Genomic DNA, 12653 nt, shown 5'->3' with positions numbered 1-12653 from the left:
GTCGGGGCGGCCCCTGGCGGCAGTGGCGGTCATGCTCTGCCGTCCTCCGTGTGCCCGGACGCGATGCGCGTTTCGCGCCGCGTCCCGGGCTTCCCTGAGTAGCCGAGCCGTGCCCTGCCGAGCCGTGTCGTGCCGTGAGCTGACGTGGCGAGTTAAGACGAGATCCGGCCGGCCGATGCGCTCCGCCCGAGGAGAGCGCGCAGCAAACCCGTCAACGTGCGTAACGCCCTACTGCCCGCCTCGGTCAACTGGGCTGTCGCCCGCCAGCCACTGCGGCGGCGATCGCGGTGAGCATCGCTTCGTCCATCACCGCTGACCCTATTCCTCAGGCTGCGTTGTCATCACGCTTGGCTTGCGATGCTGTAACTGGCGAGGAATCCGGCGACACTGAGGATGTAGCCAATGGGGTAGCCGAGCCACCAGCAGTCGTCCAGGCGCCGCAGCGATATGCGAAGTAGGAGCGTCACCGCGAGCGCGACCGTCGCGGCCCATTGCGGCAACTGGTACACGAACTGCTGTCCCTCGACGGTGCAGATGAGTGTCTCGGCGTCGTCGTTGCAGCCCGCGCTGGCGGAGGCGAACATCCAGCCGAGGAGTGGACTCACGAACCACAGGGCGACAGTGGTTATGGCGAAGCATCCCTCGGCGGCCCAGCGTCCGTACGAGGGCCTGCCGCGTCGGGTCGGTGGGACAGCGTGACTAGGGCTGAATAGAGGCGTCACGCGAACTCTCCTTGTCGAATTGTCCGGTGGGGCGATATTCCTGGCGAATGGCAGGCGCGGGAGCGTTGGGGTCACAGTGACTCGGCATAGAGGGATAGTTGGCGGACGTTGACCCCCGCAGTGGACAGGTGGCGATGGGCCACATCGACGTGATGTGCGATTAGCCGCAATCGGGTCCCGCACGGTGGCGACTGCGGGGTGTCCGAGGTTGGGACCGGGAGCACGGTGTGCAGCTGGCTCGTCAGGTCGAGTGCCGCGGCGATGTGCCTGGCGCCGGCGCGGATTTGGTCTTTGACCCAGCCGATGCACCCCTGCGGGTACTGGCCCGTGTACGGCTCGACGGCGGGCACGGCGGCCAGGCGCGCGTCGTAGCGGTACGAAAGGTACCGGTCAACCCCGTAGCTGACGGCAGTCGCCGCCAGAACCATCGCGACGGATCCCGGGAAGGTAGGCCGCTTCGCCCAGTTGCCCAGCAAGGGTGGCACCAGCAGGGGCGCGATGCGGACGAGGTCTGTCCCGACGCGCCCGCGGCGGGACAGCGTCTGGATGACGATGCCGAGGTGCTCGCTGACCGTGCAGAGGTGGCTACAGATGCCTCCACCGCGGCTGCCGTCCACTGCGTCCAGGCCAGCGTCGATGGAGGCGATTGCCGCGACGGCGCGGCGCCTCGCGACCTCGGCTCGCGCAAGGAGGTCACCCTGACGGAGGGCCCGAGCCGTCCGGGTCTGGCCGGCAGGCTCACTCGGGGTCCAGGTGAGCCCGCTCGGCTTGCGGCCGGTGTCGGCATACGCCACGACCGCCGCGCGGGCGGTGGGAACCGACACCCGCGCCAGGCCCGGGGGGATCGTGACGAGCCCGGAGTCAGCGTGCCGCACGACCACGATGGGCCGCCCCGGCGGCAACTTGACCGCGTACGTTCCGTCCGGTAGCCACCACAGGGCCGCACGACCGGCGACGATGTCGATGTCGACGCGCATCTCGGGCGCGTCGAGTGGTCCGATCCGCAGGGTCCGGCCGACGCCCCCGTCCGCCTGAATCGCCGCAACTTGCTCGTCAAACCATTCGTCCGCCTCCTCGCCCGAGAACAGGTAGGTCTGGTCATGGGCGTCGCATCCGTAGATGGGCTGAATCACAGGTCACTTCCCTCTTGCGATGGGCGCTGATAGCCCTATCGCGTGCTGAGCTGGGCGAGCATGGTACGTAACCGTTCTGCGGCGAGCGTGGCCAGAAAGCAGGAGGTTTCGGCTCGGGTCTGGTCGGTGAAACCCCGAGGACCGCTGTCGGGCAATGTGGTGCAGAGTTGTTGAATGAGTTGCAGCCCTGCGCGTGCGTAGTGCAGGGCTGTGGCACGGGGGCTGTTCCTTTGATGCGGAGGGAGAGGCCCGGCTCCATTTTCGCCCTGCTGGGCTTGGAGGTCGGTCCGGGCGAGCAGTCGGTGAGTTGCGTCGAGGTAGGCCGTTGCGTCGTCGAGTGCCTCAGCGGCCGGCGACGGACCGGGGCCGTGGGCTAGCGCGAGGTACCGGGAGGCGAGGCGGACGCATCGGGCTGCGTTTCGAGCTTGGCGAAGCTGATCCGCTGGTCTTGTTTGCCGCACCATGATGGTCCCTTCCTCCGAGGTCGATGGTTGGCCAGCTGGGAGATATGCCGCCGCCCGCCGACGGAACAAGCCAGTGATGGATCCTCAGTGCCAGGTCGGCCCACGCGTCCAACAGTGCTTTCCGGCCACGGCGTGCCAACGCTGAGGTCGTTCGTGTGCCAGGGACGCGACGCGAGATTCGCGTCGCGTCCCTGGCTTCCCTGAATGGTCGGAGCCTTGCCATGGCGAGACCTGACATGGCGAGTTAGGACGAGACCCGGCCGGCCGATGCCCAGGCGTGCCGTGCCTTGCCACGGGCTGGTCGTGGCCTTCCTACAACCCGCTTCCGGGAGGTAGGAAGCTCATCTGTGGGAGCCGCTGACTTTGTTGGCCTCCAGTTCGGCCAACCGCCGCTGCAACTGCTGAATCTCCGCCTCGTTCGCGTCCACGCGCTTCGAAGCCTCGTCGACGCGCGTGACGGCGGTCTGTGTTGTTTCCGTCAGCGCGGCCATCGCTGTCTCCAACCGCTGTTGGCGGACGTCGAACTGACGCATGATGACCGCCTGTCGGGCAAATCCCATCGCGGTTGCCTCGACCAGGCGCGCGGTTGTCGCGTCGAGCCCGCTGAGGTCAATCGTGTCGATCGCCGCGTGCCCGGCATCGACCTCGGCCACCGCTCGGGCCTGGTGCCGGTGCGCCAGCTCTATGACCTGTCCGGGCTGGGCGACCTGATATCCGTGGCCGCGCACGATGCGGAGGACTTTCTTTTCCTGGCGCTGTAGCTCGTCGGCAGCCTTGCGGGCGCTGACGGAAATTGCTTGTTTGTGGTCGTGGTCGAGGAAGTTCAGACCGAGCAGATTTCCCATCTCCTCGTAACTGATCAGATCGCCGGCGTTGAGCCGCGCCATCGCCTCGTACAGGACCCGCCACCGGGCCCGCCGATCTTGACTGTGCGCCGGCGCCGTGGCGGCAGACACCACCGAATTTGTCACTGGTCCCCCTCCAGGGTGCAGGTGAATCGTCCATACGTCGGCCGACCGTCACCAAGGCCGATCATGGAACCGGCTGTCTCAGCGGCATTACGGAGGTCGGCGAGGTTGATGACGGTTCCGTCGAACTGTCCGGTCGCCTCCAACGACCATTGGGGAAAGACCGGTCGTGTCCGCATAACCCGGGACGTGCCGACCTTGACCGGGGCGCGATGCACGAATCGCTTGTCTTCAAACAATTCCTGCGGGCTTCTCGGCCCCTCATACTGTAGCGGAATGAACATCGTATCGATGAGTACGCCCCGCTCAACCTTCTTTCCATCCTTGCTCAGTCGAGCCCCTTCGACCAAGGACTTTAACAGATTAGGACCGGGTATGAACGGCCCCGTCTCCGGTTGAAAGTAGATGCCACCGAGCCACTCCAGATGCGCCATTTCGGCGTGGTCCTGATCGGTTTTTCTGGCCTTGGTTGACACCGCCCTTATCTGCTTTACCAGAGTGTCCAACGGATCGATCATTCGGCCATTGTGCATCAGTAGCGGGGTCGTTCCCTTGCACACAATCTTGAACCTATTCACTGCTGTGATCCCCTGTGTAATCTGCGATAGTGTCCCGGCCGGCCCCCGGGCTGGCCTCGGTCACGCCCCGGCCCCGGCACGCCGATCCACGCTGAGGTACAGACGGATGTCGAAGACGCCACGGCGGCCGACATGCAGTACCTCATCGAAGGCGAAAAGGACACCGGTCGCCGGGTCGAAGAAGAGCCGGCTGGTGCTGCCGGCGGCCGTGACGGTGACGGCGACGCCAGCACGAGCCAAGTCATCGGCGGCGCCAACGACACCGATGCCCTCGATGGAGGCGAGTAGCCGCAGTACGGCGGCCCGCTGCTCCTGGCCGAGGTAGTGCACGTCAGCCATGTCAGCGATCCCGGTCATAAGCCGGGCGGGACCAGCCTGGGGCGGAATGTGGCGGGCGAGTTGGGTGGCGAGCGCGTCCGGGTCGGTGGCGATGGGCTCGGCCACCACCGCCGGCAGGCTCCCGGCACGATGGTCGACCTGCTCGAACTTCGCAGCGGCGAGCCGGGCACGGTCGTCCTCACTCGGCCGGGCCAGGTTGTCGGAACCCGGCAGGGTCTTTTCCGTGACCCGGCCGGCCCCGTCGGCGTTGCGCCACTGCCGCCGGACGAAACCTCTCAGCCGCGCCGAGTCGCGTGACCATCGCTCCGTGTGCTGGTAGGCGTACGGCCCGGGGTGCGCGTCGGCTGGCACGGTGCGGATCTGGTCGGCGAGCGAGTACAGGTAGGTCCGGGCATCCGTCGAGTGGAGTTTGGACCTCGGGGTGGCCATGACCGGCGCCGGTTGGGTGGATGGGGCGGTCGTCGTGGACGCTGGCCGTGCGGACGGGATCGGGCTACGTGCTGAAGCCATGATGCCGCCGCTGGCCGCGAGGACCAGGATGCCTGCGCTGACGGCGATGTAGCGTCGCGTCGACGAGTTCGGGGACTGGGTCATGGTGGTGCTGTTCCTTCTTCGGTAAGGGGTTCAGCCGGCATAGGCCGGGGTTGGTGTCGTTTGGAGGGCTGCCACCCGCGTGGCCGTCGTGCGATGCCGGCCTTTTCGAGACGGTTGATCACATAGGCGGCCGATACGCGGAGGTCATCGGCGATACGTGCGAGCGAGTGCAGCTTCACGGTGTACCGGTCGATGATCTCCTTGTCAGGAGGATGGGTCCTTCGCTGCTTGAGCGGACGGCCGCCCTTCGCTGGCACAGCCACTCCGGCGTTCGTGAGTCGGCGTCGGACGTACGGGTAGCTGCGGCCGATGGCCCTGGCGACGGCCTCGACCGACTTGACAGCCCCGTACAGGCTGGCGATCGCCTGAACCTCCGGATCGGGCTCTTCGTCTTCCACGAGAGAGGGGCGCGCTTTCTCCAAGGGCCGGACCTCGGCGTCGCAGGACATACGAGCCGCTGATGGAACTCGGCTCGGGCCGGCCTGTTCCGGCGACGGGGGTGCGCCGAAACAGGCCGGCTGCTGAGGGGCCGGTCACACAGTCGTGACCAGGGACTCGGCTACAGTCCGCCAGTCCAGTGCAGGGTGGCCGGTGATCGAGGACCAGGCGGCTTGATCGGCCCCGGTTCCTTGCCTCCGAAGATCGTCCACCAGATCCAGCTCTCGTAGTAGCTGAGATCGGTGTAGATCGTCGGCGCCACGCCACACACGAGGACCGTCTCGCGGCTGGCGCCACCGACGGCCCACCATCCGTTGCCCACGCGCTTTAGGGCGGGTCCGCCGCTATCTCCGTAACAGGCGCCGGAAACAGCGCCCGGGGAGTCAACGCACAACTCCCCGACGCCGATCCCGCCCGCCGCGCACGCCTGCGGTGGCAGGATCGTCGTGTCCAGCTCCTGCAAGGTACTGGGCAGTGGGCCCTCGCCGCTGGGTTTGGTCGACCCCCAACCCAACAGCCGCGCCGGATCTCCGACCACGCCGGCAACACCGATCGGGAACGGCTGCAACCAGACGGCCCTGGCCAACCACACCACCGCGATATCAGCGACCGGGTCCTGGCCCTTACCCCAGTCCCACAACCGGTGCGTCTTGATCCGGGTCACGTCGAGGACCTGACCGCCGCTGGCGTGATCGTGGGAACCGGCCCGGATCCGGTACCGGGCCGGGATCGGGGTGGCGCCGTCCGGGGTCGTGACACAGTGGGCGTTGGTGACCACATGCAACGGCGTAATCAAGAACGCCCCGCAGCGCAGGGAGTGTTGCCCCGTTCCGGTCCGGTCATACAGCACCGACACCATGCCGTCATACGATTCGGTAGCGCCACGCCCGCCGACGATGAGCGGTGTCGCGGAGGCGGGGGTGGGATCGTTGGCCGCCGCCGCAGGTGTTGCAGCCAGGCCACTGGCCAGGACAACCCCAACCGCGGCTAGCCGTTTGACGAAATTCAATGTTTTCCTTTCCTTCCGCTCCTGCCGGCGTGCTCGGAGGAGCACCCGCCGCTGAGTTGCGGCGGGAGTCATCGGACGTGGTGCCGTCGACTGGACGAGGCCGGGCGTTAGCACCGCCCGGTGCGTCTCACTGGGTCCAGTCATCGGATCCACGTGCCGTCGGCCGTGAGGCCTTCCGTGTGGAGGGGGCCCTGCCGAGAAGCAGCTGCGCGGTTGTAGCTCCGCAATGAGGTAGCTGGCCGACGCGAAGCCACTCGCTCCACTGACGGACGAAGCCGAGACCAGCCAGTGCCGTCGCGATACCGGGCAGCACATCGGGGTCCCAGATGAGGACGGAGTGGTTGTCAGTGTCGCGGACCGCTTTGACAGCAGTAGTAATCCGGTGTTGCGTAAGAGCCGGGTGGTCTTTGACCCAGCCAGTGCGGCCGTGACGAGCCGCCAGCCGAGCGGTGGTGGCGATGTATAGGCGGTACTTCGCTGGACCACGGCGGTTGGTGTCCGGCCAGTCGAGGAGCCGGATGGATCGGCGAGCCTGCTGCCGGGCCCAGTGCGACCCCGTATGACTGAAGACTTCTTGGGCAGTGACGTCGTGGTGCTGCCAGCCGTCGCTGGGTCGTAGCGCTTCCCGCACGTCGATCCACCCCAGAACACTGGCTCGCGCGATTCTCAGAACCTCGACCTGGTCGATCTGGCGAATCACCTCCAGCTCGTCCGGGTGAATGCGCATTTCTTCCTCCGGTGGGTGAACGAACAGGCGCTCGTAGTGCACCTGCGACCCTTCGGAGCGCATTCGCTCAATGATGTTGCGGAGACTGATGTAGTAGTCAGCCTCGCCGTGGGGGTAGACACCGGCGACAGTGACCCATCGGAGGGTAGCTGAATGCTGGTAGTACCAGACGGCCGTTTCGAGTCGCCGGAACCGACGTACGCGCAAAGCCTCCATCCTCGGTTGCCCTCCTCGCTTCGTGGATGGGTTGCTCACGGAATTTGCCGGCGAATCCGCCTGCCTGGATCTGGTGCCTCTACGAGGTTGTTTCCGATGCCCATCGCAGCATGAGCCGCTCGATTCCGACGAGACTAGAGAAGAAGGCGGTGCTCATTAGAGCGAGCAGGGTAATGGCGGCAAAAGCTCGCGGGGTGTCGGCCGTCGTGCCGGCAGTCAAGATCACGGTACCAAGACCGCTGTTGGAACTCGATAACTCAGCTACAACAGCCCCGATGACCGCTAACGTGACTCCGGTCTTAAGTCCTACGAGGACTTGAGGCAGTGCCCACGGCAGCCGAATCTTAACGAATGTCTGCAAGCGAGAGGCAGACAGCGAGCGCGCAAGGTCGGCCAGCTCCTTGGGTGTCGAGGCCAAGCCCGCTGTCGCAGCCAGCATGATCGGAAAAAAGCTGATCACGAGAACCATTCCAATCTTCGGCTCCGGTCCGAACCCCAACCAGACGACAAGTAGTGGAGCTACGGCGACCTTCGGAACGGAATGTAATGCCACGAGAATCGGGAGGATCGCGTGTTCGATCATCTTCGATGTGGCGAGTAGGGCAGCCACGGAGAGGCCGAAGATCGTGGCCAAGCCGAAACCAGCAAGGGTGACGCTGGCCGTAGCCGCCGTTTCTCTGAGCAGGTAGCCAGGAGCCGCAATAAATGCACGAACGATGTCGGGTGGGGATGGCAGGAAGAACGGATCAATTGCGAAAACGATGGTAGCCAACCACCAGCACCCAGCCATGCTCATCGCTGTAAGGCCGGGTATGACCCAGGCCATGCAGCGTCTCAAAGGACGCTTTGAACGCGTCGCGTCCAGCGTCGCCATATCAGACCCCACAGCATCAAGTTTCTCGGCGGTTCGCTCTTCTGTAGACCGAGCCCAGTGAGCGAGCCCTGATCCGATCCCTGGGAATACGCTCGCTCACCGGGAGCATTATTCGGGGCGCCGCCCGCTCGTGATGTAGAACGGATGACCGTGTATCACGAGGCCGGGATCGTCCAGGATCGCTAAGGTCTTGTGGAGTTGCAGGTCAGTCATACCCGCGGCGAGCAGTCGAGGCCGGACCTGTTGGAGGACCGCAGCCACGAAGCGCGTGCCGGCGCCGCCGCCGGTCCAGTATTCGGCACTGACGCGCGTTTCGACCTCGGTGAGCCCTGCGGTGAGCATCACCGGGTGGATCCGTCGCGCCCAGTTGCGGTCAGTGCCGGCCGCATCGAAGACGTCTTTCCCCACGGTCCGCTGATAGGTCGCGTACAGGTCGGCGGCCTCCTCGCTAGGAGCGGCCACGATGGTCTCTTCGCGGTCACGCAGGGTCGCCCAGTCGGCAACCACGAGCGTCCCCCCGGCCGCGAGCCTGTTCGCCAGGCGGTGAAGGATCGCCTCGCGATCGGGCAGGTGACTGAGGACGAGGCGCGCGATGATCAGGTCGTAGAGACCGCCGGCAAGCGGATCGTCGCCGCGTATGTCGTGTTGGACCCGAAGCAAACGTCGATGGTGAGGTATCTGGTCAGGGTCCATGTCGGTCGCGAATACTCGGCCGTCGTCGCCGACCTGGTCGGCGAGCCACATGGCGATGCTGCCGCCGCCGGCGCCGACGTCGACGCAGGTTGCGCTCTTCCAGTCGCCGAGTTCGCTGAGGCGGGCAATGGTGACGGGGTCGAGAAGTTCGGCCAGCGCGGCGTGGTGGGCCGGCGAGTGGCCGTCCTTGTTGTTCATGGGGTAGGGCCGGAAAGCAGTGGGTGCCATGTTGCTCACCGGATGCCGCTCGGGACGAGGTCGAAGTTGACGAGCTGGCGAGGCAGGTCAGGGTTTGCCCCCGGCGGTACGAGTCCAACGGACTGTAGGAGCGCCACGCTCTTGGCGACTCGGGTCTCATCGACGGCTCCGACCGGGGCGCCAGAGGCCGGGACGACGTAGGGGCGCATGAGCTGGAGCTCTGCGGCGGCCAAGTTCGCCTTCTGGCCCGGGACCCGCTGTGCGAGGATCTGCCCGGCCTCCTCCGGGTTGCGTACCGCGTAGTCGAGACCCTTGAGCAGCGCGGTGGTGAACCTCCGGACGAGGTCCGGGTTGCGGCCGATGGTTTCTCTCTGGGTGACCACTACGCCACCGAACAGGTCGCGCATGTAATCGCTGTATCCGAGATGCGAGACAGGCTCTTTCGCAGCGGCGGCGACACCCGGCTTACCGACGAGGAAGATACCGATACCGTCGGCTCGTTTGCTAGCCAGGTAGGCATTGAGCTGCTCCGCCCCCCCGTATTGCCAGGTGACCTTCGATCGGTCGATCCCCGCCAGCCGCGCGTATGCCGGGAACAGCACCTCAGGCGCGGCTCCCTTGACGGTCGCGAGGATCCGGCCCTCCAGGTCTCGGGGAGAGTTGATGCCGGATCCCTCTAAAGACACGACCGACAGCAGCGTAGACTGGTGTATCGCCCCGACGATCTGGAAACCGGTGTCGGCACCGGTCCCGTATCGGACGAGCGCACCTGAAGCGTCGACAACCGTGAACTGAGCCTGCCCCGACTTGAGCATCTGGTGGTTGTAGTCACCCGCCTTCCCAGGCTGGATGTCCACCTCGACGCCGGCCTCCGCAAAGTAACCCTTGGCATCCGCTACGAACGCGTAGGAGTCGCGCCCCTGGGTGCCCAGCGTCGTGACGAAGCGGACCTTGTCGATGCCGCCCTCGGACCCCGACTTGCTGCTGGCGTCGGTGCACGCTGACAGCAAGGTTACGCCGGTTAGAAGGCCCGCCCCCGCGCCCACCGCGTGCTGGTGGAACGCGCGACGGCTGAGCCCGGGTGTCGTGGGCGCGGCCGATGGGTGGGCCGGGTGACGTTGTCGCTGAGCCGATGAAGCTCTGGCCAGCACAGCTGTTGGCATCTTTCGGACCCTCCCGATGCACGGTTGAGAGCCGGACGGAGGTGCCCGTCCGGCGGCAAGACGTGGACACCGGGCCGGCGTGTACGCCAGTCGACTGGGAATCTTCCGGAGCCATCCGCCAGCCCGATGCCCTATCAGCCAAGCCAGTAACCGTCTCCGCGCGGAAGGTCATCGAAGGTGCGCCAGGGGGTTCTCAACGCGTGCGCTTGGGGGTTCTCAAGACGTGTGCCGGGGGGTCCGCGCGGCGTGTGCGGCGCCCGCTTCACTCCTAACCTTGACGGTGAGGAGTTTGTGATTCGCAGAGTGAATGCCAGACTGCTGCTAGCCCTAGTCCTCGGGACGGACGGGTGAGGTCCAGGCGCTGGGGTCTGGTCGGGTGACCGGACCCACGGCTCGCGGACCGAGGCCGCACCGATGCCCCCTGAGCCCTGCCCCTGGAGATGCTTGATGAGCGATGACCCGGCAGAAACGCCCTTCGTAGCAGGAATGTACGACTACTACTTAGGAGGGTCCGCAAACAGCCCCGCGGACCGAGTCGCTGTCGACCGGATCCGCGCCGTCCTCCCCGAAATCCCGCTAGTCGCGTGGGCAAATCGAGGCTTCCTGCAGCGCGCTGTCACGCGAATGGCCTCCGAGTGGGGCATCAAACAGTTCCTCGATATCGGCGCCGGCCTACCAACGCAGCGCAACACGCATGAGGTGGTTGGACAGGTCATCCCTGATGGCAGAGTCGTTTATGTCGACATCGATCCGAAGGTGATCGAGCGCGGCCGTGAAATGCTCGCCGCCGTGGATAATACGGCTGTCATACAGGGTGATGTTCGCCAACCCGACGACATTCTCGACCATCCGCAGACGCGCCAGCTGATCGACCTCGACAAGCCGGTAGGGCTGTTGCTGGTCGCGGTCACGCAGTTCATACCCGACGCTGACGACCCGTGGGCGATCGTGCGCACGTACAGAGACAGGATAGCCTCTGGCTCCTATCTCGCGTTGTCGGCTCCCACAGGCGATCACCAGCCCGAAAGGATTCTTGAAGCCATACGAAGCGTGTATGGGAAGACGCCGACGGCTGCGAAGGATCGAACGCGGCAAGAGATCGCCCGGTTCTTTGACGGCTTCGACATCCTGCCGCCGTACGAGGGTGCGGAGCCGGTGCTGACTTACGTCGGACAGTTCGGCGCGGAGGATCCCGCAGCCGCAGACGACGATGCCAGCCGCTGGTTTTATGCCGCAGTCGGTCGGAAGCTCTGAGGGGAGGTGGGACTATGAGTGAGGGTAAGCCGACGCTGGGGGAATTGGGCGTCGACGTTGATGGCCTTAATTGGCAACGGTCGAGTTCAGGGTCGGACGCGATCGAGATCGCCATGGTGGAGGCTCTCGGTAGGCAGTGGGTGCTGCTGCGGGCCGGCGGCGACCTGGTGTCAGTCTTCAGCCGGCACGAGTGGGAGTGCTTCCTCGACGGGGCACGCAACGGCGAGTTCGACGACGCTCTCTGACGACCGTGGCGTCGTCAGATCGCATCGCCCTCGGCGGCGGACGTCGCGACGATCGTCATCGTCCTGTCCAAGGAGGAGCTTGACCAGCCACTCCGCCGGCCCCAGGCCAACCGTCGACTGTGTTTGTGAATCACAATCTAGTGAGGCGTTATGCTGAGGCCCAAGTCGTGTCAAGGAGGAGCCAGGTGGCGGCTGTGGACACCTACGGTGCGACGATCGCCAAGCGCCGTGTCGCGAGGCGGCTTATGGAGCTGCGTCTTCGCAGTGGCTACACCGCCAACCAGGCGTGCGACAAGCTGAACTGGGGCCGCGGAAAGGTCGGCCGGTTCGAAGCCAACGTCTGGCGTCGGCCAGAGATGTCCGACATCCGTGATCTACTCCGAATTTACGGAGCCTCGAACGAGGAGGCGGAAGAGCTGGAGCGCCTGGCCGTCGTGGCCCGCCGGCGCCCGTGGTGGCGTGACTACCCTGAGGTGTTCGGCGACAGCGAGTTCCCGGGCTACGAGTCCGACGCCAGCCGCATCAGCGTCTACATGCCGCTGGTTGTGCCCGGTCTTCTCCAGACCCCGGCCTACGTTGAGGCGCTCACCGGTCGCAGCCCGCGACCGCCTGAATGGCGCAAGACAGCAGTCGAGGCGCGCCTACGTCGTCAGGAGATTCTCCATCGCGGTGACAGCGCTCCAAAACTGGTGGCTGTGATCACCGAGGCAGCGCTGATGTACCGCTGGGGCACGCAGGCTGACCGCCGTGCGCAGGTAACCCACCTGGTCGAAATGAGTCGGCGCTCGAACGTCGAGCTGCGCTTGTTCCGCTTCGCGGACGGTCTGCACCCCGGGAACAGCGGAATGATCAACATCTTCGACTTCCCCGGCGATCCCAGTCTCGTCTGGCTGGAAACCGACACCACGCTCAAGGAGGTGAGCGATAAAGAGGACGCCGCCATGCACATGACCTTGTTCAACGAGATTCATGCCGCGGCGATGGACCCGGCCCGATCCACCGAGCACCTTGTGATGCTTGCTGAAACACTGGAGTAGA

14 protein-coding genes are annotated in these 12653 nt (G+C 65.5%); 3 read left to right on the top strand and 11 right to left on the bottom strand.

The genetic code is table 11. From position 1 onward, the window contains the following. Positions 1-341: 341 nt before the first annotated feature. The 11 genes from ACQEUR_RS12860 to ACQEUR_RS12810 all read right to left on the bottom strand — a co-directional run bounded on the left by ACQEUR_RS12860 (position 342) and on the right by ACQEUR_RS12810 (position 9999). Entirely contained in the window at positions 342-605 is a 264-nt protein-coding gene (locus ACQEUR_RS12860; RefSeq protein ID WP_433029810.1) for a hypothetical protein, read from the bottom strand. Positions 606-793: 188 nt separating this feature from the next. Further along, positions 794-1855: a hypothetical protein gene (locus ACQEUR_RS12855; RefSeq protein ID WP_433029808.1), complete on the bottom strand. Its 1062-nt coding sequence runs from the start codon at positions 1853-1855 to the stop codon at positions 794-796. A gap of 805 nt (positions 1856-2660) precedes the next feature. Continuing rightward, a complete protein-coding gene (locus tag ACQEUR_RS12850; RefSeq protein WP_433029806.1) occupies positions 2661-3290 on the bottom strand; it encodes a hypothetical protein in 630 nt (209 codons plus the stop codon). After that, the gene (locus ACQEUR_RS12845) at positions 3287-3805 is read right to left on the bottom strand and encodes a hypothetical protein (RefSeq protein ID WP_433029804.1); all 519 of its coding nucleotides are present in this window, start codon (positions 3803-3805) and stop codon (positions 3287-3289) included. The genes ACQEUR_RS12850 and ACQEUR_RS12845 overlap by 4 nt, the downstream gene beginning before the upstream one ends. 120 nt (positions 3806-3925) lie before the next feature. Continuing rightward, positions 3926-4798: a hypothetical protein gene (locus ACQEUR_RS12840; RefSeq protein WP_433029802.1), complete on the bottom strand. Its 873-nt coding sequence runs from the start codon at positions 4796-4798 to the stop codon at positions 3926-3928. Beyond that, positions 4795-5220 carry a helix-turn-helix domain-containing protein gene (locus ACQEUR_RS12835; protein WP_433029800.1) on the bottom strand — a complete coding sequence of 142 codons (426 nt, stop codon included), beginning with the start codon at positions 5218-5220 and terminating at the stop codon, positions 4795-4797. The genes ACQEUR_RS12840 and ACQEUR_RS12835 overlap by 4 nt, the downstream gene beginning before the upstream one ends. 137 nt (positions 5221-5357) lie before the next feature. Next, on the bottom strand, positions 5358-6245 hold the full coding sequence (locus ACQEUR_RS12830; protein ID WP_433029798.1) for a S1 family peptidase: 888 nt from the start codon (positions 6243-6245) through the stop codon (positions 5358-5360). 127 nt (positions 6246-6372) lie between these two features. Next, positions 6373-7188, bottom strand: coding sequence for a hypothetical protein (locus tag ACQEUR_RS12825; RefSeq protein WP_433029796.1), 816 nt, complete (start codon positions 7186-7188; stop codon positions 6373-6375). Between the two features lie 79 nt (positions 7189-7267). Beyond that, positions 7268-7960: an ABC transporter permease gene (locus ACQEUR_RS12820; protein WP_433029794.1), complete on the bottom strand. Its 693-nt coding sequence runs from the start codon at positions 7958-7960 to the stop codon at positions 7268-7270. 210 nt (positions 7961-8170) lie between these two features. Beyond that, positions 8171-8953 (bottom strand): class I SAM-dependent methyltransferase, encoded by a 783-nt coding sequence (locus ACQEUR_RS12815; RefSeq protein WP_433029792.1) that lies wholly within the window; start codon positions 8951-8953, stop codon positions 8171-8173. A 35-nt stretch (positions 8954-8988) separates the two neighbouring features. Further along, a complete protein-coding gene (locus ACQEUR_RS12810) occupies positions 8989-9999 on the bottom strand; it encodes an ABC transporter substrate-binding protein (protein ID WP_433029790.1) in 1011 nt (336 codons plus the stop codon). 564 nt (positions 10000-10563) lie between these two features. Between ACQEUR_RS12810 and ACQEUR_RS12805 the strand changes: the two genes are divergently transcribed. The 3 genes from ACQEUR_RS12805 to ACQEUR_RS12795 all read left to right on the top strand — a co-directional run bounded on the left by ACQEUR_RS12805 (position 10564) and on the right by ACQEUR_RS12795 (position 12652). Then, on the top strand, positions 10564-11370 hold the full coding sequence (locus ACQEUR_RS12805) for an SAM-dependent methyltransferase (RefSeq protein WP_433029788.1): 807 nt from the start codon (positions 10564-10566) through the stop codon (positions 11368-11370). Between the two features lie 14 nt (positions 11371-11384). Then, positions 11385-11615 (top strand): hypothetical protein, encoded by a 231-nt coding sequence (locus ACQEUR_RS12800; protein WP_433029786.1) that lies wholly within the window; start codon positions 11385-11387, stop codon positions 11613-11615. Between the two features lie 185 nt (positions 11616-11800). After that, positions 11801-12652 carry a helix-turn-helix domain-containing protein gene (locus ACQEUR_RS12795; RefSeq protein WP_433029784.1) on the top strand — a complete coding sequence of 284 codons (852 nt, stop codon included), beginning with the start codon at positions 11801-11803 and terminating at the stop codon, positions 12650-12652. Position 12653 lies beyond the last annotated feature (1 nt).

This window comes from Plantactinospora sp. CA-290183, assembly GCF_050936375.1.
Taxonomy (GTDB): Bacteria; Actinomycetota; Actinomycetes; order Mycobacteriales; family Micromonosporaceae; genus Plantactinospora.
Note: the sequence above shows the minus strand (reverse complement) of the source record. Positions and strands in the feature narration are given on the sequence as shown.